Source organism: Marinococcus sp. LNHM3E3-2.2, from assembly GCF_056034385.1.
The window spans coordinates 54,182-81,085 of the sequence record NZ_JBQLIC010000007.1 but is presented as its reverse complement, the minus strand read 5'-3'; the positions used below and the strand labels follow the sequence as shown (position 1 = coordinate 81,085).

Genomic DNA, 26,904 nt, shown 5'->3' with positions numbered 1-26,904 from the left:
ATTGAAAACAAGCCAAATCAAGAATAAAGACGTTTTGTGTTTAATATGGTATGATTGGAAAATCTGTGATTGTGAAGAACAGAACAACCTTGAATATATCCTGCTGACAGGAAGTCATGAAAAGTTTTCATAAATGAATTGCAGAGGCGATAACCATTATTATATGATAGCATCATCTGTTAAGAAGTGGATGAAAGGGACTTGAAGGAGGATTACTAGTGAATACAACAATTTATGATGTAGCAAGAGAGGCTGGCGTTTCAATGGCGACCGTCTCGCGTGTAGTGAACGGCAATCCAAACGTGAAGCCAGCTACAAGAAAAAAGGTGCTGGATGCCATTGAAGGGCTCGGTTACCGTCCAAACGCTGTAGCACGTGGTCTTGCAAGCAAAAAAACGACCACTGTCGGTGTAATTATTCCGGATATATCAAGCATTTTCTTTGCCGAACTGGCCCGGGGGATTGAAGACATTGCGATGATGTATAAATACAATATCATCCTGAGCAACTCCGACCAGAATAAAGACCGCGAAATTAATCTGATTAATACGCTGCTTGAAAAACAGGTGGATGGGATTGTATTTATGGGCGGCGAAATTACTGAGGAGCATGTGGAACAGTTCAAGCACTCCCCGGTGCCGATCGTTCTGGCTGCGACAGTTGATGAAAATAAGGAAGTACCTTCAGTAAATATTGATTATGCAGATGCTGCTTTTGACGCTGTAGAAGAACTGATCGAAGGCGGCCATCAGAGGATCGGTATGGTTTCCGGCTCTCTTGAGGATCCGGTAAATGGATATAAAAAATTCAGCGGATATAAGGAAGCTCTGAATAAAAACAATATTACTTTTGAGGAGGAATTAGTAACAGTAGGAGATTATTCATATGATTCCGGACTACGGGCTGCCCAGTCCCTGATGAAGCTTGAAAACCCTCCAACTGCGATTTTTGCTTCTACAGACGAAATGGCTCTCGGTGTTATTCACGGGCTTCAGGATGATGGCTTCAGCGTACCGGATCAGGTAAATGTCATCGGCTTTGACAATACACGTCTTGCGACAATGGTAAGGCCGACATTAACGACCGTAGTACAGCCGATGTATGATATCGGGGCAGTTTCCATGCGGCTTTTGACGAAGTTTATGAACAAAGAGGAAGTGGATGAAAGCACTGTAGTCCTTCCACACCGTCTGGAGTACAGACAATCAACGACTATCCCCGAAAAATAAGGGAAGCAGCCTGGCTGCTTCCCTTACTTTTCTTATAATCACGGCCTTTTTTCATTTCTAATATGAAAAAGAGCTTTTTCTAATGAACGTATATTTTTTTCTTCAATTTCCGGTCGTCTTGGGATCGGAGCATACATTTGCTCCGGATCCTGCCATTTGGTTGGAAGCTCAATAGGCGCATTTGTTCCCCAGCGGCTCCGCCATTCTTCTGGACAGTTTTGTTCGTATAATTGGGTCTGCTCACTCATTTCAAGCCACACGGCCGCCCAGGCTCTTGGTACGACTCTCCACATGTCGTAGCCCCCGCCGCCTACTGCAATCCATCTGCCACCGCAGTATTCATGGGCTACTTGATGAGCGATAGCAGGAATGGCCTTGTATGATTCAATGCTTAAGGAGAGATGAGTGAGTGGGTCGAAATAGTGCGCGTCTGCTCCGTTAAGTGTAAAAATGACGTCCGGTTTGAAAAACTCGGCTGCTTCCCGCAATGCTGTTTCATAGCAATGAAGAAAAGAGTCATCCTCTGTAAAGGCGTCCACTGGTATATTAATGGAAGTGCCGTAGCCCTGTCCTGCGCCTTTCTCACCAACGCTGCCGGTACCTGGGAACAGGTATCTTCCTGTTTCATGAATCGACAGTGTGCAGACATCTGGTTCCTCGTAAAAAGAAAACTGGACTCCATCTCCGTGGTGGGCATCGGTATCAACATATAAAACGCGTGCACCGAAGTGTTTACGTGCGTATTCAATGGCAATGGAGCTGTCATTATATACACAAAAGCCCGAAGCCTTTCCCTGAAAGCCATGATGCAGGCCTCCGCCAAGGTGGAAAGCATGAGTTGCTTTACCTGAGAGAACCGTTTCAACAGCCTGAAGAGTACCACCGACAAGCGTGGCAGAAGCTTCATGCATATGGTCAAAAATAGGTGTATCTTCTGTTCCGAGGCCATAGTTATTTGCAACGCCAATACTAAGCTCGCCTTTTCCGGCGGCTTTAACCGCCTCCACATAATGTTGGTCGTGTACAAGCATTATTTCTTCGTCCGTTGCCATCCGTGACGGAATAAGCTGATTGTCATTGATTGCCCCTATTTCCAATAGCAGATCAAAGGTAATTTGCTGACGGAGGGGGCTGAAAGGATGATCGTCATTAAATTTGTACTGCGGCATATCCGGAGAATAAACGAGAGCGTGATTCATTGTCATGATCCTGGCTCCGGCATTCTCGGCCATTGTACGGTGTACCCTTTTTCTTCAATAGCAGCAATCAGTCTTCGGGGATCCATTGTCTGCACCCGGAAGCTGAGCACCTGCTTATCAATTTCATTGTGTGGAAAGAGCAGTACACTGATAACGTTTGTTCCTTTTTCTTTAAAAATCAATGATAATTCTGCCAGCTGTCCGGATAAATTAGGAACAACAACATCTATCTGGGAGGACGGCTGATTGGCTCCTGTCATTTTTACTAACGTATGCAGAACGTTGGTTTCAGTCAGTATGCCGACCAGTTTATCATCTGAGGAAACGACAGGTAGAGCGCTGATATCGTTCTCGTATAAGACTACTGCAGCATCAGCCATCAGATCATAGGACATGATGGTAACGACGGGAAAAGTCATAATTGTGGAAACGGGCTGTTCCAATTCTTTTTTATCATCGCCGGGCTGAAAAATGGAAGGGCTGGCATCGCGGATATCCCTGTCCGCTACAATACCAACGACATAACGGTTTTCGTCAATCACAGGTATATGCCGGATGCGGTGTTTTTCCAAAAGCTCCAAAGCTGTGCGTATAAGCGTGGTTCGTTCAATTGTTATGACGTCTTTAACCATAATTTCTTCCACGAACAAGCAAACATTCCTCCTCTGTGCAGGCGGTTAAAACATAAATTTATTAGTAAAACGAACGTTATCAAATTGTTGAATATCGGTATCTGATACACGTGAGCCAATTCTTACCATTAAACAATTTGCGGGGTGAGAGCAAATTTCAGGATCATCTGTGGCCATCCATTCGAGCCCGCCGGCATTCATCATTTTTTCCATAAGCTTTCTATATTCCCATACGGTTAAGCCGCTCGATTTGAGATCCCAGTGCCAGTAGTATTCTGTGGTAATGATAATATAGTCTTCCATGGCATCATCGAGCACAGAAAACTCTAACAGACGTTTGCCAATTTTAGCTCCCCTGTACTCTTTGGCTATTTCGATGGCCCCAAGCTCCAGGAGACTGTCCAGCCGGGCTTCCGACCAGCGCTCTAAAGGATCCGGATAGACAAATGTGACATAGCCGACAATCGTTTTGCCATCAGCGACAATATTAATACGCCCTTCAGGAAGATCAGCAATGCCAATCAATGCCTTTTTTTGTTCTTCATGGGAACGAAACGCTGTAAGGCCTGGATGAAAGTCGTAATCGTGAAGTGTTTTACCGGAAACAGGGCCCTCCATGAGCAAAGTGTGGTTGTTCCATGCGATTTCCCTGGAATAATAGGTCTTTTTGTGAATCATGTACACCATCCTTCATCCACCTATGGTACTGCTTACATTATTATCATATCAGAAAATTACTTCAGATTGGTGGAAGAAATGAGAATATTAAGAAATGAAAGAATTGAACAATGTATGAACTTATATTATAATGAATTTGTGCAAATTAAGATCGATAGAAGGGAATGTTTCAAATGAAAGTGCAAACGCTTCCACCAATTGACGGAAATTACAACCTACAAGACTACGAAGAAGCAAAACAAAACTTCGACTGGTCGGAAATCGAAAAACAATTCTCTTGGCACGAAACAGGAAAGGTAAACATGGCATACGAAGCAATTGATCGCCATGCTGAGAATCCTGATAAGCAAAACCAGGTAGCACTTCATTATTTAGATGGAAGCCGCAAAGAGGAGTATACATTTGCGGATATGAAAAAATACACAAACAAAGCAGCAAATGTAATGAAAGAAGCAGGTATTGAGAAAGGAGACCGCGTCTTCATTTTCATGTCCCGTTCTCCCGAACTTTACTTTGCTCTTCTAGGTGCAATTAAAGTGGGCGCTATCGTTGGCCCATTGTTTGAAGCCTTCATGGAAGGAGCTGTCCGGGACCGTCTTGAAGACAGCGAAGCAAAAGCACTCGTTACAACGCCTCAGTTAGTAGAACGGGTACCGTTTGATGATCTTCCAAATCTGGAAACGGTGTTCATCCATGGAGGCGTAGATGATGAAAAAGGCGGATTTTTGGATTTTGATGCAAGACTTCAGCAGGCGGGCAGCGATTTTGAACCGGAATGGGTAGACCGTGAAGACGGACTGATCCTGCATTATACTTCAGGGTCTACTGGAAAGCCTAAGGGCGTTTATCACGTACACAATGCCATGATACAGCACTATCAGACAGCGAAATGGGTGTTGGATTTGAAAGACGGGGATGTATACTGGTGTACAGCCGATCCTGGCTGGGTAACTGGCACATCCTACGGTATATTCGGTCCATGGCTTGCCGGCGTAACAAACGTGGTGCGAGGTGGCCGCTTCAGCGCACAGGACTGGTATGATACTCTGGATAGATACAATGTATCCGTATGGTATAGTGCACCAACTGCTTTCCGGATGCTCATGAGCGCCGGGGACGAGCTTGTGAAAGAATATGATCTTTCTTCGCTGCGACACATTTTGAGTGTCGGGGAGCCGTTAAATCCAGAAGTGGTACGCTGGGGTGAAAAAGCATTTAATCTCCGCATTCATGACACATGGTGGATGACAGAGACAGGTGCAATGATGATATGTAACTACCCGGCAATGACAATTAAAGCCGGGTCCATGGGGAAACCAATCCCAGGAGTCTACGGTGCAATTGTCGATGATCAGGGAAATGAGCTTCCGCCGAACCGAATGGGTAATCTGGCTATCAAGCCAACCTGGCCGGCAATGATGAGAGCTATTTGGAATAGAAAAGAAAAATTTGACAGCTATTTTGAATTGAACGGCTGGTACGTATCCGGTGACTCTGCTTATATGGACGAAGATGGCTACTTCTGGTTCCAGGGTCGTGTAGATGATGTCATCATGACTGCTGGTGAAAGAGTCGGACCATTTGAAGTAGAAAGCAAACTGGTTGAACACCCGGCTGTAGGTGAAGCAGGGGTTATTGGTAAGCCGGACCCGGTACGCGGGGAAATCATTAAAGCATTTGTAGCCCTGCGGGAAGGATATGAAGCTTCAGACGAGTTGAAGGAAGAAATTCAAAACTTCGTGAAAAAAGAACTTGCTGGTCACGTTGCGCCGAAAGAAATTGAATTCCGTAAATCACTTCCGAAAACAAGAAGTGGTAAGATTATGCGCCGTGTCTTGAAAGCATGGGAGCTTGATCTACCTACTGGTGATCTTTCTACTATGGAAGACTAGAGTGTGAAAATGTAAGAAGCCTCCGTACTTATCATGTACGGAGGCTTCTTTATTTCTAATGACCCTTCAGGTATGATATACAGAAAGAATAGAAAGGGGGCGAGGCGGTCTTGGTTGCTTTAATTATCGGTATTATTATTTTACTGGAAAGTTTCTATTTAATATTTAAAGGAAGTAAAGAAAATCGACGTTTTCTGCGGACAGCAGGAATGGTTTCAGTGCCTATTGCAATATTACTGGTGTGGATTGGACTGGCCCAGATGGCTTAATTCTTAATTTCAATACATAATGGCTTTTTACTTCCCTACTCTTCTTGTTCGGAAGAACTGCTTTCATCTGTTTCATTTTCAGTATCACTTGAAGTCTCTGGCGAAGAATTTTCGCCAGGGGCTTCTTCATTTGTAGACGAGGCCTCAGACTCTCCGGTATCCTCAGCACCCCCGTCCCCGGAAGGAGCAGAAGAGGAGTCCTCAGCGGAATCCTCTTCGTCAGTGGAAGCGCCGGAGTCTTCAGTCTCGTCAGAGCCACCATCCCCGGAAGGAGCAGAAGAGGAGTCCTCAGCGGAATCCTCTTCGTCAGTGGAGGCGCCGGAATCCTCGGTTTCGTCAGAGCCACCGTCCCCGGAAGGAGCAGAAGAGGAGTCCTCAGTGGAATCCTCTTCATCAGTGGAAGCGCCGGAGTCTTCGGTTTCGTCAGAGCCACTGTCCCCGGAAGGAGCAGAAGAGGAGTCCTCAGTGGAATCCTCTTCATCAGTGGAGGCGCCGGAGTCTTCGGTTTCCTCAGCGTCCCCGTCTCCGGAAGGAGCGGAAGAGTCTTCATTGCTGCTATCTTCAGTGGATTCTTCTTCGTCTGTTGAACTTCCGTCATTTTCTGCTTCATCCGCCGTATTCGATTCGTTTGTGTTTTCATCGGAGCTATCATTGCTGTCATTGCCTGATGGCTCCGAAGAGTTATCCTCAGATTCCCCCGGGCTGTCGCCGGAAGAATCTTCAGAAGAGGAATTATCCCCGCCTTCGTTTTCGTTATTTTCATCTGTGCTGTTTTCTTCATTATCACTGCCGGAGTTGTCGCTTGTGTCCTGGTCTTCAGAGTTTTGATTTTCATTATCGTTGTTTGAAGAACCATTACTGCCGGTATTTTCTTCAGCGTCATCATTGCCCGAGTCATTATTGTTGTTTTCTGAGTCGCTGCTGTCTGAGTCTTCGTTGCTTCCAGAATTGTTATTGCCGGAGTCATTGTTGTCGTCAGAATTATCATTGCTGTTATTGTCGCCATCGCCATTCGAACCGCTGACGTCAGCTCCGCTGGAATCATTTGATTCCCTGCCGTGAGTATCTACGGCGCGGACAGTATACTCGCCGTTTCCATCAGTATCAAATTCTGTGGTTTCCCGGTCGATTACATTGTCAACTTCGTCGCCGTCATTAAAGATACGATAGCCGATCACATCATTATCATCGGAGGCTGACCAGGTGAGGGTTCCGCCATCATTAGAGACTCCAGTCACACGGGAAGGGTCCCTGTTATTTTCAGGAGCATCTTCATCTGGAACAATATTATCCCAATCGTCCGGCAGATACTCCTGAATCTCTTCTTCATCGCCGTCCAAAAGGTATTCGTCATTTAAAGAAATGCCATCTTCCATAAATTCAGAAGGAGTATCATCGTACCCAGGGTAACGATCTCCGTCGATGGTTACATATTCAATTTCTTCGAGACTGTCATCCTCTTCAGTAGGAGCGAATTCTTCATTGAGAATATCTTCATTCACCAGATCTGCTTCTTCACACAAATCGGTAGGCTGTTGACCGGAGAGGCCGCATATTTCTTCTGTAGATATGCCATCCGGTTCAGAGAATGTGTCCCCAGTCCCGATTAAATCGTCCTCCGTGTCGGAAGCGGCATTCATAATATCGGCCCAAATCTGCTGAGTTCTCTGCGAATAAGAGAGCCCCTGCGCATCTTCAATGCCAATCTGTTCATTATACCCAAGCCACAGGCCGAAGGTTACGTTGGGATTATAGCCGACGAACCAGGAGTCGATCTGATTATTTGTCGTACCTGTCTTTCCGGCCCAGTCACCGTCAATATTCAGACGATCGGGAAGAGAGCTTGCAGTACCGTCTGATCCTAATACGTCACGAAGAATATCTGTAATAAGGAAGCTGGTCTGCTCCGAAAAAGGATTGGTGGATTCTTCTTCATGTTCGAAAACAGCTTCGTCTGTACTGTCGGTAATAGAAGCTACCATGTAAGGTTCATGATGTTCTCCTCCGGCAGGAAAGGTCGTAAACGCGCTTGTATTTTGTTCTACACTTACGCCGCGGCTGAGTCCGCCGATGGCAGTGGAAGAAGAAATGCCGTTTTCGACCACATTGCCCATACCAAGATCATTAAGAGCTTCTTCTCTGGTCGATTCGTCCAGCATGTCAAACACCCGTACTGCCGGTATGTTTCGTGATTCGGCTAAAGCACTTCTGGCGTCGATAAAGCCTTCATACTCTCCGTCAAAGTTATTGAGCTCGTCATCGTCTCCTCCGTATTCGGTAGGAATATCGAGCAGCGTCTGTCCGGGATGCAGAAGGCCTTCTTCAATGGCGGGGCCATAATCAAGCAGCGGTTTCATGGTTGAGCCGTTCTGCCTGCGCGTCTGGGTAGCGTAGTTTAATGAACTTGTTTCAAAATCACGACCTCCGACGAAGCTTAAAATAGCACCGCTGTTATTTTCAATCATCATACCGCCGACCTGCTCTGCTTCGCCCTCTTTATCGGGGCCAAAGTAGTCGTTGCCATCTACAGCTTCCTGCATAGCGTCATAGGTGTCTTTGTGAACCGTCAGTTCAATATCATACCCGCCTTCAGCAACTTCCCGGCCTGCTTCCTGGTTATATTGCTGAATGGTTTCCTGACGCTCTTCGTCTGATAAATTTTCTAATTGAACGTCGTCTTCGGCAAGCATTTCTTCGCGCATAATCCTTGTAGCTCTGCGCTGAGCTTCATTAATCAAATAAGGGTATTCCTGTGCTACTTCTTCTTTTGGTTCAGCAAGGTTGTCGCGAATATCGTAATCCATTGCTTCATCATATTCTTCCTGGGAAATGGACTCTACTTCGAGCATATTGTTTAAGACTTCATCTTTCCTGTTCAGCCCTTGAGAGAGGTCGTCTTTTATTTCCCCGTTACTTTCAAATGGAGTGTAGGTGTAAGGGTTTTGCGGGAGTCCGGCAATGTAGGCGGACTGGGCCACGTTCAGTTCAGAGGCGTCAACGCCAAATATTCCCTGGGCGGCTGCCTGGGCCCCTGCGATATTTTCCCCATTGGCATTACGGCCGAATGGAACGATATTCATATAAGCCTGAAATATTTCATCTTTCGAAAAGTACGTTTCCATTCTCATCGCCAAAGCGACTTCTTTCGCTTTTCTTTCAAAGGATACTTCTCTGGTCAACAGCTGGTTTTTAACGATCTGCTGGGTTAAAGTTGACCCTCCCGTTTGAGTGGAAGAGTTCGTTACCTCCTGGTATGTAGCGCGCATTAATGACTGGGGATTAATTCCGTTGTGATCATAAAAAGCCCTATCCTCTGTTGACAAAAATGCGTCCTGCAGGTTGGTTGAAACGTTATCGAGTTCTACACGCTGTCTCTCCAATTCTGAAGGCAGCTCTCCCAGTTCCTCTCCGCTGGCAAAATGGACGGTGCTGTTCTCGGCATAGCTATATATTGATTCCTGCATTTCTTCCTCCGTGTAAGCTTCCTGTCCTTTAACCAAGGAAGCGAAAAAGCCTGCACCGATTGACCCAATAAATAAAAAAGCTAAAATAAAAACAATAAACAGGGTGAGAAATGAAAGACCAACAACGCGTAAGGTGTTTCTAGAGCTTGTTTGGTCGTGACGCCCCATAATTATTACGATCTCCCTTCTCTATGTAGCTTTGTCTTTGGATTCATACATTGACAGTGTTGAAAGTCTTGTGCTAAAAATAAAAGAAGTGCAAACTTGAAAACAAACTATAACATACAGCTATGAAGGATGAAAGTAACCATAGGACCTACAGTCACAGAGAGTCGACGTTAGCTGAAAGTCGAACTGCAGCCTTTGGCGAATTACACATCCAGAGCTCCTTTCAGATCTTTGATTAAAAAAGGTCTGAAACGGTGTAATGCATCGTTATCAACATGAAGCCGGGAAGCTCATGCTTCCAACAAGGGTGGTACCGCGGTCATCATCGTCCCTTTTCGTTTTTCGAAGCGAAGAGGGACTTTTTTATGTACCTACACTTATATATCCAAGTTTAGTGCGTTTTTAAACCAGAAAGGGGAAAGTTATGGGCATTTGGGAGGAATTAGAAGAAAGAGGACTTGTGAATCAGGTAACAGAAAGAGAGGGACTTAAGAATCAGTTAAACAACGGTCAGCTCCGTTTTTACTGTGGATTCGATCCTACGGGAGACAGTCTTCATATTGGTCATCTGCTGACTATTATTTTAATGCGCCGGATGCAGCTGCACGGGCATCAGCCAATTGCTCTTGTAGGCGGTGGCACAGGAATGATTGGGGATCCGAGCGGGAGAAACGCAGAACGCTCCCTGAATGAACCAGAGATTGTGGAAGGTTTTTCACAAAAAATCCGCACTCAGCTTGAAAAATATCTCGATTTTGACGGGGCGTATGGTGCAGAAATAGTAAACAACCATGACTGGCTTGGAAGCATGACTCTCATCAGCTTCCTTAGAGACTTTGGGAAGCATTTCAGTGTCAATTATATGCTTGCGAAAGAATCGGTGGAATCCCGTATTCAGGAAGGCATTTCTTTTACGGAATTCAGCTACCAGATAATGCAGTCAATTGATTTTTACTACCTCTACAAAAATCACCAGTGTACGCTTCAAATCGGCGGCAGCGATCAATGGGGCAATATTACTGCCGGTTTAGAGCTGATTCGTCGTCTTGAATATGAAGACGAGGAAAAATCCCCTGCTTACGGTATGACAATCCCGTTAGTAACCAAAGCCGACGGCACGAAATTTGGAAAAACAGCCGGCTACGCGATATGGCTCGATCCTGAGAAAACATCTCCATACGAAATGTATCAATTCCTGCTTAATACGGATGATCGTGATGTATTAAAGTTTATACGCTACTTCACGTTTATTGATCATGAAGAAATGAAAGAGCTTGAAGAAAAGATGCAAACAGTGCCTGAAAAAAGAGAAGCCCACCGGAGGCTGGCACAGGAAATCACTTCGTTTGTCCACGGCGGGGAAGCACTGAATCAGGCTGAAAACATTACGAAAGCTCTTTTTGGCGGAGGCGAGCTGACAGCACTGACAGCAGATGAAATAGCCCAGGGTTTCAAAGATGTACCATCGTACACGATGGAAGCAGAAGAACAAAACCTGGTGGATCTTTTAGTTCAAGCGGGAATAGCAGGTTCAAAACGACAGGCCAGGGAAGATGTACAGAACGGTGCTGTGTATATTAATGGTGAAAGAGAACAGAGTACAGACAAAACTGTAGGGAACAATGATTTAATTGACGATCAATTTATCATTATGCGCAGAGGTAAAAAGAAATATTTTCTGATTTTAAAAAACAATGGATAAAACCGGCTGAAAAAAGCCGGACAAACATAAAAATCCCGTGCAGATCGATATCTGCACGGGATTTTTACTATTAACGAGAGTAGTACTCAACGATTAGTGCTTCGGAAATTTCCGCAGGAAGCTCAGAACGTTCAGGGTAACGACTGTACGTGCCCTGAAGGTTGTCAGCATCAAACGTGAGATATTCCGGAACGAAAGAATTAGCTTCAAGTGCGTCCTGGATAGCGCTCATGTTGCGGGATTTTTCACGAACACTGATGGTTTTTCCTGGCTCTACGCGGTAAGACGGGATATCTACACGATTACCGTCTACAGTGATGTGGCCATGGTTGACCAGCTGGCGTGCACCGCGGCGGGTGCGGGAAAGACCGAGACGATAAACAAGGTTATCGAGACGGGATTCAAGCAGAATCAGGAAGTTTTCGCCGTGTACACCAGGCAATTTGCCGGCGATGTTAAATGTGCGCAGGAATTGGCGCTCATTTAAGTTGTACATGAAACGAAGCTTCTGTTTTTCCTGCAGCTGAACACCGTATTCGGATAATTTTCTGCGCTGCGTTGGACCATGCTCTCCCGGCGGATAAGGACGTTTTTCGAGTTCTTTTCCTGTACCACTGAGAGAGATGCCGAAGCGGCGGGACTTTTTCCAGGTTGGACCTGTATAGCGTGCCATAATGGCATCCTCCTCTATTAAAACAAATTTTGGTATAAAAACACTGTTGGCGAATCTCCCGTCATGCTCATTTTGCCCTCGTATGTCTTCGCCCCGACAGCTAGGGGTTACGCAACACACCTTGCTGAAAGCAAGGAGCAAAATGGAAAGCACATGCAAGGCTTGCCCAGGCTGTCTTTTACACAACCGTCATTATAACTTCTGGCTGATGGCAAGTCAATATGTTTAGACCGGTAAGATTTAAATAAAATTAATGGAAAATTTCCGGAGGAAATAAAGAAGCCAGGCAAGCATAATTTAAGCTTGCCTGGCAGGACAGCGAACTGGAGAAGGTTACGTTTTAGCTGAAAACAGCCCGTGTTCAATTTCATCGGCAAACTGACGAAGGAAAGACTCTTCCTGTTCAGAAAAGCGGTTCAGTACAGGGCTGTCAATGTCGAGCACGCCGTACACCTTCCCCTCAGGGGTGAACAACGGAACAACTATTTCTGACTGGCTGGCAGCATCACATGCGATATGGCCCGGAAAGGCGTGCACATCCTCCACGCGAACCGTCTGCTTTTTCTCATAAGCCGTACCGCAGACCCCTTTGCCAGGGGTGATGCGGTTACAGGCAGGCAGCCCCTGGAATGGACCGAGAACCAGTTCATTTTCTGTATCGTTCCAAATATAGAAGCCGACCCAGTTTACGTCGGTCAAAAATTGATTAAGCAAAGCGGAGGCGTTGGCCAAGTTGGCGGTTTGGCTGTTTTCGTCTGAAAATAATGCTTTCGCCTGCTGACATAATGTATGGTAGCTTTTCTCTAAAGATGAGTCATAAGAAACTGGTTGAAAAGACATGAAGATCCCTCTTTCATTATCGTAGTTGCTCCCCTGCAAGAGCTGAAATATCGTTACTGCCTGCGAGCAGTCCCGAAGAGGCGTGGGCATCGGAGCCGTATACAAGCGGTATCCCCATCTTTAATGCTGATTGTATTACCGAGGGATGCGGGTACGGCTCGAGGCACCGTTCTTTGATTGTACCGGCACCGTTCACATCAAGTTCAAACCCTCTGGATTTAACCTCCTGCAAAATAGCTTCAATAGCATTTTGATCAAGAAAATCATATTCGTAATTTTTATGAAACTTTCGAATAAGCGTCATATGCCCGATCCTGTTCGGTGCGTATTTTCCAAGGTGAGTCTGAGCAGAGCGGAGAACGGCACTATAGTACAATTCCGCCGCTTTTTGCGGTGATCCGCTTAGACGGACGTAGCGGTCAAAGTGATCAGGTGAAAAATCTATACATATATATTCACTGTTTATTTTAATGAAGTGAGAGGAAAGAATGCAATCCTCGAGCTCAGGACCGTACGTGTTCATAAACTGTTCTGTATTTTTCTCAAATCCTTCAATAAAATCCACTTCGAGTCCTTTTTTAATGGAAATATCGCTATGGTATTCTGACTGAAGGTCATTTAAATCATGGAGATACTGATCGAGCTGCGCAAGCGGCATGGCACTGTCTTTATCCGGCACAGGATCTGTAAAACCCTTAGGAAGAGGAGCGTGCTCGGTGAAACTGATCGTTTTTATTCCGTTTTTGATACAAGCCTCAATATAGTCGTGAAACGAGTCTCTGCTTCCATGCGGACAGAAGGGGGAGTGAATATGGCCGTCACGAGTAATTGTCATAGGTATAAACTCCTTGTTTTGTGGAAAATATTATTAAAATACGGTTGACGAAATTAAGAAATAAGGAAAATGGATTTTCTCGAAATTTTCTTTATCGTCATATAACAATCACTGCGTTTACATGTTATCATAAGTTAGAGCAAACATAGTTGAAAAAATATTTTGAGTACATTCGTGCACATAAAGTATGAGATAAGTATAAGTAACCCATAACGTGTAAATTATTGAAAACAAGGATGCACAGCGGGGAAAACTGGAGTGAGGAATTTGGCGACAACAATTGTAATTATAGTTCTGGTTATCATTATCGCCGCGTTTGTCATATACGGAGCATGGGGACGCAGACGCATTTACCGGGAAGTAGACCGCCTGGAGGATGCAAGGGCAAATATGGCGGACCAGCCTGTAGCTGAAGAGATTGCGCGGGTCAAGGGCATGACAATGTCGGGAGAAACAGAAGAAAAGTTTGAATCATGGCGCAAGGACTGGGACGAAATTGTGGGCAAGCATCTGCCTGATATTGAAAAGGCTCTTTATGATGCGGAAGAAAAAGCAGACAAGTACAAGTTTAGTCAGGCTTCAGAAATCGCTGCTGCTGTAGATACGCAGCTCGCCAGTATCGAAGAGGAGATCAGCAATATATTTCTGGAAATAGAAGAGCTGGTACATAATGAATCTGATAACCGTCGCGGCATTGAAGAGTCGGAACAGAAATATGAAGATATAAAACGGTTTGTTTCTCAGAACTGGCACACGCTCGGCAAGACAGCCCCGCTTTTTGACCAGCACATGCGTGACCTCCAGTCTTCTTTTGAAGCTTTTTATGAAGCGGTGGAGCAGGGGAATCAATCTGAAGCCAAACAGCTCAGAGAGAAGCTCGATGAAGATTTGGAACGTGAAGAAGCATCGCTCTATGCCGTCCCTGATATGCTTGCAAAAGTACGGCGGCGTCTGCCGGAAGAATGGAAATCCCTGCGCGCCGGGCTGTATGAAATGGAAGAGCAGGGATACCCCATGGATGCTTTTGCATTTGAACAACGACTGAACGAAAACGAAGCAGAAGCTGAACAACTGCAGACGCGGATTGAAAATCTGGACCTTGACGGGGTTGCAGAACGCCTTACTGAAATGGATGCCTACAATGAAGAAGTGTACCGCATTCTTGAAGAAGAAGTGGAAGCCCGTGCCGAGGTCGAACGTCTGCTGCCTCAGGTTCATGAAGGCAGAGAACAGTTATCCACGAGGATGCAGACGCTGTTAGTGGAAAAAGAATTTATCGAAGCCAACTATCGGATTCCATCGGAAACAGACCATTTGATTGCTTCATCAAAACGACAGGTTGATGGAATTAGAAAGAGCGTATTACAATTGCAGGAGCAAAAAGAAAACAAAGAACATTCCTTTACGCATATTGAAATGGAACTAAAGCAAATTCTTGAGAAACAGGAAGAAGTTGAGTCGGGAATTCTGGAAGCTGAGAACCAGCTCGGCGTACTCCGAAAAGATGAAACACAGGCAATGGAAACGCTCGAAGAGCTGAAACGCCAGAACCGCATCGAAGAAATGAGAATGCAGCGTACAAGGCTGCCTAAGCTTCCGCCAATACTTTTGAATGAAAAAGAATCAGCGGATGATAAAATTGCCCATGCCGCTGCGGCCCTTTCTGAAACGCCACTTGAAATGTCGCAGGTGCGTGAAACGGTAGCTCAGGCAGAAGAGAGTGTGCGCACTGTTTCCACAATGCTTCGGCGTATGGAAGAGCAGGCGTTGATGACTGAACGTATCATCCAGCGAGGAAATTTATACCGGAGCAAAGAGGCTGAACTCGATCAAAGCCTGAAAGAAGCAGAAAGTGCTTTTCGCAAAGGCCAGTATGAGCATGCCCTGCAGGTGGCTTCATCATCTGTGCGGAAAATGGATGACCGTTTTGTAACAGAAGTTCTGCAGGAGTCTGACATGCAGCTGACAGAAGCATAATCGACAAGCAAATAGTTAAGAAGCCTGAACTCAGGCTTCTTTTTTATGATATTAGTGAATGCTGGGAGGAATTTGAAAATGTATTTTGATAACAGCGCGACCACCCAGCCATACGAGGAAGTGCTGAGTGCATACAGGAAAGCGTCCGAAAGTTATTTTGCCAACCCTTCTTCATTTCACCATAAGGGCGGTGAAGCTGAACGCCTGCTTGAATCTGCGAGAAGCCAGATCGCCCGGGAGTTAAACGTGGAACCGGAGCGCTGCTTTTTTACGAGCGGTGGTACGGAAGGAAATAATATGGTATTAAAAGGAGTCGCAGAGGCGAGAAAAAATCTTGGTCGTCATATTATAACAACGGCTGTGGAACATCCATCAGTAATGGAAACCTGTGTCCACTTAGAAGAAAAAGGGTATCGGGTAACATATCTGCCGGTTGGCAGGGACGGCCGTATAGTTACAGAGGATTTGACTAAGGCATTGGAGCCGGATACTATCCTTGTTACGATCGGTCATACAAACAGTGAAACCGGTGCAATACAGCCTGTTGAGGCGATTGGAGAAATACTCTCTTCCCGCACTGATATTTATTTTCATACGGATTACGTACAGGGTGCGGCCAAAATTCCATTAAATATTGAAAAAGCGGGCCTGGATTTTGTTACGGTATCCGCTCATAAATTCCATGGATTGAAAGGTGCGGGACTGTTGTATAAGCATCCAAGAACGGTGCTTGAGCCTTTAATACACGGGGGCGGTCAGGAAAGCGGGGTCCGTTCAGGAACAGAGAATACAGCAGGTGCTGCAGCTATGGCCAAAGCACTTCGTCTGGCAAAAGAAAGCTATGCTGCAAACAGCAGCAGAATTGAAGAAATCAAATTGTGGACCGCGTCACGGCTGCAGGAAAGCGGTGGAGTGATTAACTCTCCTTTTTCCGGGGGATCTCCGTTCATATTAAATATTTCCTTCCCCGGAATAAAACCGGAAGTACTCGTTGAAGCGCTCGCGGAGAGGGGAGTTTCAATTTCCACTAAAACAGCATGTGCTTCTAAAAACTCGGAGCCATCTGCCGTCGTTTTAGCTGCTACGGGAGAGCGGAAACTTGCAGAAAGTGCTGTGAGGGTAAGTTTCTCTGCAGATACAATGAAAGAGGAAGCCGCTCATTTATGCAGCATCTGTGAAGAAGTGCTGCCACAGTTGAAAAAGGTTATGGAGGAACAGCAATGAGAGAAGAATATTTATTAATTCGCTTTGGTGAACTTGCTTTAAAAGGAAAAAACCGAAAAGAATTCGAACGGCAGTTAAGAGAAAACATTGATCACGCGGTAAAGGATTTCCCTCACTGTGAAGTACGGCGCACCTATGGACGTATTGCGATTAATCTGCTGGGGGAACCTGCTGAAGAAGTCATTAAAGCGGTGAAGCCGGTGTTTGGAATTTCCTCCATCAGCTATGCGAGAAAAGCGGATTTATCGGAAGAGGAGATCCAGCAGACGGCCTATCAAATGTTTTCGGAATATAAGGATAGAAAAACTACGTTTAAGGTGGAAGCAAGAAGGTCCAATAAAGACTTTCCTATTCATTCCACGAAGCTCGCTCCAAGCGTCGGAAGTTATATTCTCCATCATACCGAAGGCGTCGGGGTGGACGTGAAGAATCCAGAAGTAACCGTGGAAATTGATGTTCGCGAGCAGGGGGCCTATGTAAGCTGCGGACGTATTAACGGGGCGGGGGGACTGCCGACAGGCACTGGCGGAAAAGTAGTCAGTATGCTTTCCGGAGGCATAGACAGTCCGACCGCTGCATATTTAGCCATGAAGCGTGGAGTAACGATTGAGGCAGTTCACTTTCACAGCCCGCCTTATACAAATGAGCGGGCGAAACAAAAAGTGGAAGATATCGCCCGGGTTCTCAGTCAGTTTGGAGGGAGTATCAATCTTCATGTGGTACCATTTACCCGTGTTCAGGAAGCTATCCGAAACAGGGTGCCCGATGACCATACGATGACGATTACACGAAGAGCGATGCTTGAAATAGTAACCAAAATAGCGGAGAAGGAAGACGCCAAGGCAGTAGTAAATGGCGAAAGCCTGGGACAGGTAGCTTCCCAGACGCTTGAAAGTATGAACGTTATCAACGAAGTCACGAGTGTACCGGTGCTTCGGCCGCTGATTGCCATGGACAAAGAAGAAATTATCAGCATCGCTAAGCGTATAGGCACCTATGATATTTCTGTGCGACCGTATGAAGATTGCTGTACTGTGTTTCAACCGGCCAGTCCTGCCACTAAACCCAAAATTGGTTTAGTCTATAAATATGAAAAACGTCTGGATAAAGAGGAATTGTTTAAAGAAGCGATAGCTGAAACGAAAGTGATTTCTGTATCTAATGCAAAAAGTGGAAATGAAGAGTTTGAAGACCTTCTCTAAAGAGCTTTTTTCATTTGTGCAAGTGGTATAAAATGGAATTTCGGAAGAGTTGAAACAAAACGGGAAGTCGTCCGTAAAAAGGAGAGGCGGTTAATGCTGTGAAAACACTTTGGTATAACGGAAATATTTATACGATGAAAAAAGAAAAAGAAAAGGTCGAGGCAGTTTTAACCTCGGAGGGGACGATTGAAAAAGCAGGAGTGCTCGCAGAGATAGAAAAAGAACTGCAAAATGCTGCTGTCCGCCGGGTGGATTTAAACGGAAGCGCGATGTACCCTGGTTTTACAGACAGTCATTTACATATGATCGGGCTGGGGGAAACGATGATCCAGCTGGATCTGTCAGAGTGCACCTCTGCAGAAGAAATGGCTGCACTGATTAAAGAGAAAACAAAAGAAGTGCCCGCAGGTGAATGGGTCATTGGGGAAGGATGGAACGAAAACAATTTCCCGGACCGGAAAATTTTCCACCGGGAGGAGCTTGATGATTTAGTGCCCGCTCATCCATTGCTGCTGACACGGATATGCCGACACGCCGCATTGGTTAACACACGTGCCCTCGATGCTGCAGGTATCGATAAAGATACTCCGGACCCGGAGGGCGGCATCATTGTTAAATCAAGGAATGGGGAGCCTACAGGCTATTTGCTCGACCAGGCTGCCGACTTAGTAAAAAATGAAATTCCAGAGGTGTCCGAGGAGTATCTACAGGAGGCACTTGGAAAAGCGGTGAGTCATATGCATCAATGCGGACTGACTGGCGGACATACGGAAGATCTTAATTACTACGGCGGGTTTACGAGGACATTGAACACATTCAGAAATATTTTGGCCGCCACTTCATTTCGGGCGCATCTTCTCGTGCATCATGAAGTGTTTCCGGACTTTATACAGCAGGGTCATACGTACGGTCTTCTTGATGAAGGTCTGGAACTCGGCGCTATGAAAATATTTGCAGATGGAGCACTGGGGGGACGTACCGCCCTTCTCAGCCATCCCTACAATGATGCCCCTGAAACAGCGGGTGTTGCTATCCATTCGAGAGAAGAACTGAAACAGCTCGTGGCAGAAGCCAGAAAAGAAAATATGCCGGTGGCTGTTCACGCTATTGGCGATTTAGCTTTGGAATATGTGATAGATGCTTTAGAAGCCTGGCCGGTGCCAGAAGGGGTGCGGGACCGGATTATTCACGTCCAAATTGCGAGGGAAGATTTGGTGGAACGGCTGAAGGCGCTGCCGGTAGCACTCGATCTGCAGCCCCGGTTTGTGCTTTCGGATTTCCCGTGGGTCGAAGAGCGTCTCGGCAGAGAAAGGCTTCGTTATTCCTTCGCCTGGAAAACACTCCTCGATCAGGGAATCATCTGCGCGGGGAGCTCAGACGCTCCTATTGAATCTGTAGACCCGAGAACCGGAATTTATGCGGCTGTCGCCCGGAAAAACCCGGGGGAGATGCACAACGGCTATATGCCGGAAGAAAAACTAACTCCTTTTGAAGCCGTGGAGCTTTATACTGGAGGCAGTGCCAGAGCGATCAGCCGTGAACACGATCTGGGGAGAATTGCTCCCGGGTATAAAGCGGACTTCACGGTGCTCAGGAAGGATCTTTTTCAAATAAAGCCGGAAGAGATTTTAACAGCCGAGGTGGAAGCGACCGTGGTAGGGGAAGAAGTCGTGTTCATGCCCGAGGAGAGCAGAATCAAAATTAATATTGAAGCGGAGGAATTATGATGAATGCAAAAAGGTGGTTTGCTTTATTAGCGGCAGCGGTGCTTCTTATCGTTTCGCTTGGCGCCCAGACAGCTTTTTCCTTGTGGAATACAGTTTCGAACCAAGCGCAAAATCAGCAGAATCAGGAGGACATAGTGAAAGAGGGCTCTTCAGACAGCCGGATAGCAATGCTTGATGTAGAAGGCACCATTCAATCCTCGGGCGGCTCCGGTGCTTTCTCCGGGGAAGGCTACAACCATGATGAATTTCTGAGTAATCTCGAAGAAGCCGGGTCGAGCGCAGATGTAGACGGTATTATTATTAATGTAAACAGCCCTGGTGGAGGTGTGGTTGAAAGTGATGAAATCCACGACGCCGTCGTCGAAGTACAGGAGGAAGAGAATAAACCTGTATATGTTTCGATGGGTAATACGGCTGCTTCCGGCGGCTACTACCTCGCAGCCCCAGCGGATAAAATAGTTGCCCATTCAGCGACTATTACCGGTTCGATAGGCGTGATTATGTCTTCCCTGAACTACTCCGAGCTGGCTGAAAACCTGGGCATTGAAGGCGTGAACATAACGAGCGGAGAGTTTAAAGACATGGGATCTCCTACGGAAGAAATGACAGAAGAAGATCGGGAAATCATGCAGGGCATCGTCGACGACATGTATGAAGATTTTCTGCAGGTTGTAATAGATGGAAGAGGATTTAGTGAAGACGAGGCAAGGGATTTAGCTGATGGCCGTATTTATACGGGTGAGCAGGCGGAAGAAAATGGACTGATCGATGAACTTGGGACTTCAGAAGACACTATTGCAATGATGGAAGAAGATCTTGAACTCGGAGACGCTACTGTAGAGCGCTACACTTCGGAGGGATTTAGCTGGCAGTCGCTTCTGCAAAATTCCGTCCAGGGATTGTTCATTTCTGATGAGAAGCTGCTGGGACTCCAGGAACTGCTGAAGTCAGTCGGAAGCGACAGTCCGCGGCCAATGTATTTGTATGAAGGATAGGAGGGATAATGATGACCACAAATGGCGGCTATCCGGAAGACCCTAAGAAAGTGGAACAAACAGTGCCGGAAGGAAACAACGAGAATGCTGGCTCTCTGTCCGGCTCAGCAGATAAGCAAAATGCCAATGAAAGAAATGAAACGAAGGAAGAACTATTCGCAGGGTTTTGGATGCGCTTTTGGGCGTACCTTACTGATCTGATTATACTTTTTTCCTTAAACGGGCTCCTTCTCTCTCCTTTCTATTTTACGGGACAAGGAGAAATCTGGGGATTCATCACATTGTATGCCGTCTTTAACGCAGTGATCACCTATGGATATTTTTTACTGATGACAAAATTTTATGGGCAGACGCTTGGTAAAATGATTTTCGGTTTGAGAGTAGTCCGGGTGAACCGGGAAAAGCTAAAATGGTCCGATATCATTTTCAGGGAAATCGTTCTACGGTTTGCCTACCGCAGCCTGGTTATTACAAATCTGGCATATATCGTAGTAGCCTTTACACCACAAAAGGCTGGTATTCATGATATGATTGCGGATACGAGGGTCATTCATACAAGAAAATGATGCCCGGAACAAAAAGTGAAGGAGGAGTAAGATGACAGCAGTAACGTTTAAAGAAAAACCGGTGACACTCGTGGGAGACAAAGTCGAATCCGGAGAATACGCTCCCGATTTCACTGTACTTGCAAATGATATGAGCCCGGTATCACTAAGTGATGCCTCAGGCAAAGTAAGGCTAATCAGTGTAGTGCCATCTATTGATACAGGTGTCTGCTCACAGCAGACACGGAAATTCAACGAAGAAGCTGCTTCGCTTGAAAATGTGGAAGTATGGACTATCAGCTGCGATCTTCCTTTTGCACAGCGGCGCTGGTGTGCAGCAGAAGGAATTGAAAATGTCCATGTACTTTCCGACCATAAAGACCTGGACTTTGGCAAACAGTTTGGTCTGGTAATGGATGAAATGAGACTGCTTGCCCGTTCAGTGATCGTCGTAGACAGCGAAGGAAAGGTTTCCTATAAGGAAATTGTTTCAGAAGGAACGAACCATCCTGATTATGAAGCGGCAATCAACGCAGCCAACAATACACACTAATGAAGAAAATGGCGCCTGCAAAGGCGTCATTTATTGTGTGTGCAAGGCTGGAAAGTAATCGGGTTTTTCCGTTTTCATTACTTCTCTTTAAAGAGCACATCTGCTATACTGACGTATTGTAAAGTGAGAGTGGTGAAGCATTACGCTGCAGAAGGAGGGCGTGTCATGGACGAAACGACACCGGTTGAACAGCTTTTTGAATTGCTGGATGACCTTACGAAAACGATACAGCAGGAACTGAGTATAACGTATTTGGAAGCGATAGCCGAAGCCGGGGAGGATATCTTTCAGGGGACGGTGGTGCAGCGCATATCTGCAGAAGAAAAAGACCGTTTGGAGCAAAGCCTGGAAGAAAAGATGCCTGAAGCGATGGAGCAGGAGGATATTCGCAAAGCGTTTCAGCTCGCCCTGATTAAAGGAATGAAGCAGTCCGTGCAGCAGCATCACGCTATTACACCGGACGCTGTTGCTATTTTCATGGGTTATTTAGTAGACAAGCTGATGAATGGCCGTAATGAATTTGTTATTGCGGATCCGGCTGTAGGAACAGGTAATCTTTTATCAGCCGTATTAAACCAGCTGTCAGAAAAAAATATCGAGGCGTACGGTTCGGAGGTTGACGAAACGTTAATTAAAATTGCCTATACGCTGGCGAATCTGCAGGAGCATGCTGTTCAGCTGTTCCATCAGGACAGTATCGAACAATTCGGTGCGGCAGATCCGGATGTGGTCATGAGCGATCTTCCGGTCGGCTACTATCCGAAAAATCAAATTGCCGAATTGTACCAGCTCGGAAGCACGGACGGACAATCCTATGTGCATCATTTGCTTGTGGAGGGCATGATGAACCGGCTGAAACCGGGTGGTTTTATGGTGCTTCTCATTCCAAACAACCTGTTTGAAGATGAAAAAGCAGCGGAGCTTCAGGCATATGTAAAAAGACATGCGCATACGCTCGGTCTTCTTCAGCTGCCGGAAACGATGTTTCAGGCCAAAGAAGCATCGAAAAGCATATGGATGCTCCAAAAGAAAAGTCCTGATGTAAAACAGCCGGGGCAGGCGCTATTGGCAGAGCTGCCATCATTCAGCCGCCAGGAAGCGCTCCAGGATATGATGAAGCGGATCAACGACTGGTTTGTGCAAGAAGGGTTTATCAATAAATAAAGAGAGTAATTATTAGGAGTGGAGAACGAATGTCTACCATTATTGCTATTAATGCGGGGAGCTCCTCGCTGAAATTCCAACTGCTGCAAATGCCTGAAGAAACAATTATTACTAAAGGGGTCGTGGAACGGATCGGTCTGGAGACTCCTTTTATTACCGTAGAGGTACAGGGAGAAAAGAAAACAGAATATCCTTCGCTGCAAAACCACGAAGAGGCTGTAAAAGCCCTGTTGGATTCGTTAACAAAGTACAATGTCATTACCGATGTTAATGACATTGAAGGAGTAGGCCACCGGGTAGTTCACGGGGGCGAAGCATTCTCTGATTCTGTATTGATTACAGACCAGGTACTCAGCGAACTGGAAAATGTAAGCGAGCTTGCTCCGCTGCATAACCCAGCTAACATTGTCGGCATTAAAGCGTTTCGTGATATTCTCCCGGATGTTCCATCTGTAGCCGTGTTTGACACAGCGTTTCACCAGTCGATCCCAAAAGAAAAGTATTTATACGGTGTCCCTTATGAGTACTACGAAAAGTACGGTGTGCGTAAATACGGCTTTCACGGAACCTCCCATAAATATGTCAGTCAGCGGATGACAGAGTTAATGGATCGGCCGGAGAATGATCTGAAAATCATTTCCTGCCATATCGGCAACGGTGCCAGCATCACGGCGGTGGACCACGGCGCTTCTGTCGATACGTCGATGGGCTTCACCCCGCTTGCAGGGGTAATGATGGGCACACGTTCCGGCAACATTGATCCGGCCCTGATCCCATATTTAATGGAAAAAACCGGTCAGACAGCTGCAGAAGTTATTGACACCTTAAATAAAAAGAGCGGCCTGCTTGGCGTAAGCGGAGCATCCAGTGATTTCCGCGATGTCGTTCAGCAGGCAGGGGAAGGTAATGAAAGAGCCCAGACAGCGCTTGATATATATTTGACGCGGATGCATAAATATATTGGTACCTATGCGGCCAGTATGAACGGCGTCGATGCAGTTATATTCACTGCCGGTGTAGGGGAAAACAGCGCCCTAGTCCGTGAAAAAGTAATGGAAGGCCTTGAATTTATGGGCATTCAAATTGATAAAGAGAAAAACGGCGAGGCTTCGGGAGAGGCGTTTATTCAGACAGATGACTCCCGTGTGGCTGTCGCAGTGGTCCCTACGGATGAAGAAGTAATGATTGCCCGGGACACAGTCCGGCTCGGCCAGATTCAATAAGTCAGACTCAACTCCTGTTTCGATGAAGCAGGAGTTTTTTACAGAATATATGATATTTCTGCATATATTCTCTGGATAATGGGAAAGAAGGAGTAACAGTACTTTGAAAGGGGACAGATTTATGCAAACAGCCGAAATGCGCTGCAAACTTCCTGTCTCAGCATTAGCGGAGCGCTGCGATCCGCGCATGTTTTCCTTTCACACAACGAAAGAATTAACAGATAGAACTCAGGGAATGATTGGACAAGAGCGTGCAGTGAAAGCTATGGAGATGGGTTTGGAGATTCAGGATGAAAATTATCATATGTTTTTAACCGGAGCAAGCGGGCTTGGGAAAACGACATATGCCCGAAGAAAAGCAAAGCAGGCAGCAGAAAAAAGGCAGGTGCCGGCTGACTGGATTTATACATATTCTTTTGAGGATCCCCGGCGGCCGAGGGTGATGAGCATCCCCGCCGGAATGGCTGAGCCATTTGCTAAAGATATTAAAGAATTGATTGAGGACCTGCAGGAAGAGATTGCTGCGACACTTCGCAGTAAGTCCTTTGAGCGGAAAAAAGTATCTATGGCAGAAAAGCATGAAAAAGTGATTAATGAGCATTGGGAAAAGCTTGAAGAGGAAGCCGCGGCAAAGGGGTTTGCTCTTGAAAAAACAGAAGAAGACATCGTGGCGGTGCCTCTTAAAGAAGACGGTGACCCTCATAGTGACGAAAGCTATAATGAACTTTCAAAAAGCCGGCAGGATTACATCATGGAGGAATCTCAGGCGATTACCAGACAGGTGAACGACTTTTTGAGACAACAGCAGGTGGCGAAGCGTATTTTAAGACGCCAGCTCAGGGAAGCCGACGAGCAGATGGTTCAAGCGTCCATTCAGGGCTTTATATCGACTTTAAAAGATGAATATATCAATGAAGACTTACATAATTTTCTTTCGGATATGGAAAAGGACGTTATTCAGCACTGGCAGGAATTCCTCCCGGCAAAAGAAACCCAGGAAGGGCGTCCGGCCGCATCGAACTTTTCGTTCCGCCGGTATGAAATTAATATTTTGGTGAATAACAGCGGTAATTCGGGGGCGCCTGTCATTTATGAGTCCCATCCGACATACGTCAACCTGTTTGGAAAGGTAGAAATTGGCCGTAATGGAGGTTCGCCGGTGGACTTTTCCCACATCAGAGGCGGCGCTCTTCACCGGGCGAATGGCGGATTCTTAATCCTTCATGCCGCAGAGCTGATGTCGCATCCATTTGCATGGAAAGCATTAAAAAGAGCCATGCGGCTTGGCTATATCCGGCTCGAGACGCCTTATGAGGACTCTGATATATTTGCCAGTACTTACCTTGAGCCCGAGCCCGTGCCTTTTCAGGCGAAAGTGCTTCTTGTCGGTACGAATGCTTTATACCAGAAGCTGCAAAAAGAAGATGAAACCTTCCGCAAGCTTTTTAAAGTGAAGGTGGATTTTACTACCACCATGGAGCGGACAAAAGAAAATATATGGCAGTACGCGACTTTTCTGGCCTGCTTTTGTGATAACAAACGGCTGCGTCCTCTGACATCGGAAGCAGTCGCAAGGCTTGTTGATTACAGCACCAGGGAAGCAGGTCACCAGCGTAAGCTTTCCATTAAATTTCACGAAGTGACATCTCTATTGATTGAAGCGAATTATTGGGCGGCGCAGGAACAGTCAGCCATAATTGAACAAGAGCATGTGCACGCTGCCTTAAAAGAAACGAATTACCGTTCGGCTCAGCCGGAAGCAGCCATTCATGAAGCAATTGAAGACAGAACAATCAATATTGCAACGAACGGAGAAAAAATTGGCCAGATTAATGCGCTGGTGGTAGCCCACACAGGAGATTATTCATTTGGTTATCCGACCCGTGTCACGGCGCGTACATATGCCGGCAGCGGCGGTATCGTTAATATCGACAGGGAATCGCAGCTTACCGGAGCCTTTCATACGAAGGGCCTTCATACACTGACAAGCTATCTGCAGGCGGAATTTGCAAGTGACCGGCCTCTCCCGCTTGCGGCAAGCATCACCTTCGAACAATCCTATCATTTAGTGGACGGGGACAGCGCTTCAAGCACAGAACTGTACGCGCTCCTTTCTTCTCTGGCAGAGGTACCGCTCCGTCAGGACATTGCTGTAACCGGGGCGGTCAATCAGTTTGGTGATGTGCAGGCGATTGGAGAAGTGAACGAAAAAATTGAAGGCTTTTATTATGTATGCAAGAAACAGGGCCTCACAAAAACCCAGGGGGTAATTATACCGACGCAGAACATTAAGCATTTGATGCTTCGAAACGAAATCAGGCGGTCCGTGGAAGCAGGTGATTTCCATATCTGGGCGGTGGATACTGTAAAGGAAGGCATGGAAATACTTATGAGTGAACATGCCGGTGAAGTAGGAGAAAATGGATTTTACGCTTCTAATACTGTTTACGGTAATGTGCAGCAGCGGTTAATGGAAATGGTAGAAAAACATCAGGAATAAATGCAGCAGAGAGGCCCGGGCAGGCGTCTCTGCTTATTTGTGTATGCCTCCGCCTGCTTAGCAGAAACATTCAACACTGATTATGATTCGTGCATGCACATACACCGAAATGCATGATATTGGGCAGATAACGCATAAAATATCAAAAAAATAAATTTTTATACTAAAAAATTGTATTTTCCGGTTGCAAATTCTTTGCGGGCTTGTTAAAGT

Annotated in this window: 21 protein-coding genes and 1 other annotated feature; of the genes, 14 read left to right on the top strand and 7 right to left on the bottom strand. The window is 46.1% G+C overall.

Going from position 1 to position 26,904, the window contains the following annotated elements; genetic code table 11:
• Nucleotides 1-218 precede the first annotated feature (218 nt).
• Nucleotides 219-1,229: a catabolite control protein A gene (gene ccpA / locus ACTRXF_RS10770; protein ID WP_474262995.1), complete on the top strand. Its 1,011-nt coding sequence runs from the start codon at nt 219-221 to the stop codon at nt 1,227-1,229.
• A gap of 38 nt (nt 1,230-1,267) precedes the next feature.
• Here ccpA and ACTRXF_RS10765 read toward each other — a convergent pair whose 3' ends face one another.
• Genes ACTRXF_RS10765 through ACTRXF_RS10755 form a run of 3 tightly spaced genes read right to left on the bottom strand, consistent with a single transcriptional unit; the run spans nt 1,268 to nt 3,738 of the window.
• The gene (locus tag ACTRXF_RS10765; RefSeq protein WP_474262997.1) at nt 1,268-2,434 is read right to left on the bottom strand and encodes an acetoin utilization protein AcuC; all 1,167 of its coding nucleotides are present in this window, start codon (nt 2,432-2,434) and stop codon (nt 1,268-1,270) included.
• Nucleotides 2,431-3,072, bottom strand: coding sequence for an acetoin utilization AcuB family protein (locus tag ACTRXF_RS10760; protein WP_474263003.1), 642 nt, complete (start codon nt 3,070-3,072; stop codon nt 2,431-2,433). Before ACTRXF_RS10760 ends, ACTRXF_RS10765 begins: the two co-directional genes overlap by 4 nt.
• A 33-nt stretch (nt 3,073-3,105) precedes the next feature.
• Nucleotides 3,106-3,738, bottom strand: coding sequence for a GNAT family N-acetyltransferase (locus ACTRXF_RS10755; RefSeq protein WP_322526385.1), 633 nt, complete (start codon nt 3,736-3,738; stop codon nt 3,106-3,108).
• A gap of 173 nt (nt 3,739-3,911) precedes the next feature.
• On the opposite strand from ACTRXF_RS10755, the gene acsA reads away from it, so the two are divergent.
• Nucleotides 3,912-5,630 carry an acetate--CoA ligase gene (gene acsA / locus ACTRXF_RS10750; RefSeq protein WP_319631057.1) on the top strand — a complete coding sequence of 573 codons (1,719 nt, stop codon included), beginning with the start codon at nt 3,912-3,914 and terminating at the stop codon, nt 5,628-5,630.
• A 110-nt stretch (nt 5,631-5,740) separates the two neighbouring features.
• Nucleotides 5,741-5,899, top strand: a complete 159-nt coding sequence (locus ACTRXF_RS10745; RefSeq protein WP_176967740.1) for a hypothetical protein — start codon at nt 5,741-5,743, stop codon at nt 5,897-5,899.
• A gap of 35 nt (nt 5,900-5,934) precedes the next feature.
• Here the strand turns inward: ACTRXF_RS10745 and ACTRXF_RS10740 are convergent, their stop codons facing one another.
• Nucleotides 5,935-9,531 (bottom strand): transglycosylase domain-containing protein, encoded by a 3,597-nt coding sequence (locus ACTRXF_RS10740; protein WP_474279101.1) that lies wholly within the window; start codon nt 9,529-9,531, stop codon nt 5,935-5,937.
• A gap of 113 nt (nt 9,532-9,644) precedes the next feature.
• Nucleotides 9,645-9,867 (top strand) — a binding site (T-box leader).
• Between the two features lie 88 nt (nt 9,868-9,955).
• Between ACTRXF_RS10740 and tyrS the strand changes: the two genes are divergently transcribed.
• Entirely contained in the window at nt 9,956-11,233 is a 1,278-nt protein-coding gene (gene tyrS / locus ACTRXF_RS10735; RefSeq protein ID WP_474261883.1) for a tyrosine--tRNA ligase, read from the top strand.
• 70 nt (nt 11,234-11,303) lie between these two features.
• Here tyrS and rpsD read toward each other — a convergent pair whose 3' ends face one another.
• From rpsD to hisJ, 3 genes are all read right to left on the bottom strand, one after another.
• Nucleotides 11,304-11,906, bottom strand: a complete 603-nt coding sequence (rpsD, locus tag ACTRXF_RS10730; protein WP_022793076.1) for a 30S ribosomal protein S4 — start codon at nt 11,904-11,906, stop codon at nt 11,304-11,306.
• A 333-nt stretch (nt 11,907-12,239) separates the two neighbouring features.
• Nucleotides 12,240-12,746, bottom strand: coding sequence for a GAF domain-containing protein (locus tag ACTRXF_RS10725; RefSeq protein WP_474261884.1), 507 nt, complete (start codon nt 12,744-12,746; stop codon nt 12,240-12,242).
• Between the two features lie 16 nt (nt 12,747-12,762).
• Nucleotides 12,763-13,581, bottom strand: a complete 819-nt coding sequence (gene hisJ, locus ACTRXF_RS10720; RefSeq protein WP_474261885.1) for a histidinol-phosphatase HisJ — start codon at nt 13,579-13,581, stop codon at nt 12,763-12,765.
• A gap of 267 nt (nt 13,582-13,848) precedes the next feature.
• On the opposite strand from hisJ, the gene ACTRXF_RS10715 reads away from it, so the two are divergent.
• The 10 genes from ACTRXF_RS10715 (at nt 13,849) to ACTRXF_RS10670 (ending at nt 26,691) form a co-directional block, all read left to right on the top strand.
• Nucleotides 13,849-15,558, top strand: coding sequence for a septation ring formation regulator EzrA (locus ACTRXF_RS10715; RefSeq protein WP_474261886.1), 1,710 nt, complete (start codon nt 13,849-13,851; stop codon nt 15,556-15,558).
• A 78-nt stretch (nt 15,559-15,636) separates the two neighbouring features.
• Entirely contained in the window at nt 15,637-16,782 is a 1,146-nt protein-coding gene (locus tag ACTRXF_RS10710; RefSeq protein ID WP_474261887.1) for a cysteine desulfurase family protein, read from the top strand.
• Nucleotides 16,779-17,984 carry a tRNA uracil 4-sulfurtransferase ThiI gene (gene thiI / locus ACTRXF_RS10705; RefSeq protein WP_474261888.1) on the top strand — a complete coding sequence of 402 codons (1,206 nt, stop codon included), beginning with the start codon at nt 16,779-16,781 and terminating at the stop codon, nt 17,982-17,984. Before ACTRXF_RS10710 ends, thiI begins: the two co-directional genes overlap by 4 nt.
• 98 nt (nt 17,985-18,082) lie before the next feature.
• Nucleotides 18,083-19,711, top strand: coding sequence for an amidohydrolase (locus ACTRXF_RS10700; protein ID WP_474261889.1), 1,629 nt, complete (start codon nt 18,083-18,085; stop codon nt 19,709-19,711).
• A complete protein-coding gene (sppA, locus tag ACTRXF_RS10695; RefSeq protein WP_474261890.1) occupies nt 19,711-20,706 on the top strand; it encodes a signal peptide peptidase SppA in 996 nt (331 codons plus the stop codon). Before ACTRXF_RS10700 ends, sppA begins: the two co-directional genes overlap by 1 nt.
• Before the next feature lie 8 nt (nt 20,707-20,714).
• Nucleotides 20,715-21,272, top strand: a complete 558-nt coding sequence (locus ACTRXF_RS10690) for an RDD family protein (RefSeq protein ID WP_474261891.1) — start codon at nt 20,715-20,717, stop codon at nt 21,270-21,272.
• 31 nt (nt 21,273-21,303) lie between these two features.
• Nucleotides 21,304-21,804 carry a thiol peroxidase gene (gene tpx / locus ACTRXF_RS10685; RefSeq protein WP_474261892.1) on the top strand — a complete coding sequence of 167 codons (501 nt, stop codon included), beginning with the start codon at nt 21,304-21,306 and terminating at the stop codon, nt 21,802-21,804.
• Between the two features lie 165 nt (nt 21,805-21,969).
• On the top strand, nt 21,970-22,968 hold the full coding sequence (locus ACTRXF_RS10680; RefSeq protein WP_474261893.1) for a class I SAM-dependent methyltransferase: 999 nt from the start codon (nt 21,970-21,972) through the stop codon (nt 22,966-22,968).
• A 29-nt stretch (nt 22,969-22,997) separates the two neighbouring features.
• Nucleotides 22,998-24,191: an acetate/propionate family kinase gene (locus ACTRXF_RS10675; RefSeq protein WP_474261894.1), complete on the top strand. Its 1,194-nt coding sequence runs from the start codon at nt 22,998-23,000 to the stop codon at nt 24,189-24,191.
• 121 nt (nt 24,192-24,312) lie between these two features.
• On the top strand, nt 24,313-26,691 hold the full coding sequence (locus ACTRXF_RS10670; RefSeq protein WP_474261895.1) for a Lon protease family protein: 2,379 nt from the start codon (nt 24,313-24,315) through the stop codon (nt 26,689-26,691).
• Nucleotides 26,692-26,904: the final 213 nt, after the last annotated feature.

Excerpts from the sequence above, each read along its gene's own strand:
- ACTRXF_RS10755 (WP_322526385.1), bottom strand. The coding sequence starts at position 3,738 with ATGATTCACAAAAAGACCTATTATTCCAGGGAAATCGCATGGAACAAC.
- hisJ (WP_474261885.1), bottom strand. The coding sequence starts at position 13,581 with ATGACAATTACTCGTGACGGCCATATTCACTCCCCCTTCTGTCCGCAT.
- ACTRXF_RS10675 (WP_474261894.1), top strand. The coding sequence starts at position 22,998 with ATGTCTACCATTATTGCTATTAATGCGGGGAGCTCCTCGCTGAAATTC.
- acsA (WP_319631057.1), top strand. The coding sequence starts at position 3,912 with ATGAAAGTGCAAACGCTTCCACCAATTGACGGAAATTACAACCTACAA.
- ACTRXF_RS10710 (WP_474261887.1), top strand. The coding sequence starts at position 15,637 with ATGTATTTTGATAACAGCGCGACCACCCAGCCATACGAGGAAGTGCTG.
- tpx (WP_474261892.1), top strand. The coding sequence starts at position 21,304 with ATGACAGCAGTAACGTTTAAAGAAAAACCGGTGACACTCGTGGGAGAC.
- thiI (WP_474261888.1), top strand. The coding sequence starts at position 16,779 with ATGAGAGAAGAATATTTATTAATTCGCTTTGGTGAACTTGCTTTAAAA.
- ACTRXF_RS10690 (WP_474261891.1), top strand. The coding sequence starts at position 20,715 with ATGATGACCACAAATGGCGGCTATCCGGAAGACCCTAAGAAAGTGGAA.
- tyrS (WP_474261883.1), top strand. The coding sequence starts at position 9,956 with ATGGGCATTTGGGAGGAATTAGAAGAAAGAGGACTTGTGAATCAGGTA.
- ACTRXF_RS10765 (WP_474262997.1), bottom strand. The coding sequence starts at position 2,434 with ATGACAATGAATCACGCTCTCGTTTATTCTCCGGATATGCCGCAGTAC.
- sppA (WP_474261890.1), top strand. The coding sequence starts at position 19,711 with ATGAATGCAAAAAGGTGGTTTGCTTTATTAGCGGCAGCGGTGCTTCTT.
- ACTRXF_RS10680 (WP_474261893.1), top strand. The coding sequence starts at position 21,970 with ATGGACGAAACGACACCGGTTGAACAGCTTTTTGAATTGCTGGATGAC.
- ACTRXF_RS10725 (WP_474261884.1), bottom strand. The coding sequence starts at position 12,746 with ATGTCTTTTCAACCAGTTTCTTATGACTCATCTTTAGAGAAAAGCTAC.
- ACTRXF_RS10670 (WP_474261895.1), top strand. The coding sequence starts at position 24,313 with ATGCAAACAGCCGAAATGCGCTGCAAACTTCCTGTCTCAGCATTAGCG.
- ACTRXF_RS10740 (WP_474279101.1), bottom strand. The coding sequence starts at position 9,531 with ATGGGGCGTCACGACCAAACAAGCTCTAGAAACACCTTACGCGTTGTT.
- rpsD (WP_022793076.1), bottom strand. The coding sequence starts at position 11,906 with ATGGCACGCTATACAGGTCCAACCTGGAAAAAGTCCCGCCGCTTCGGC.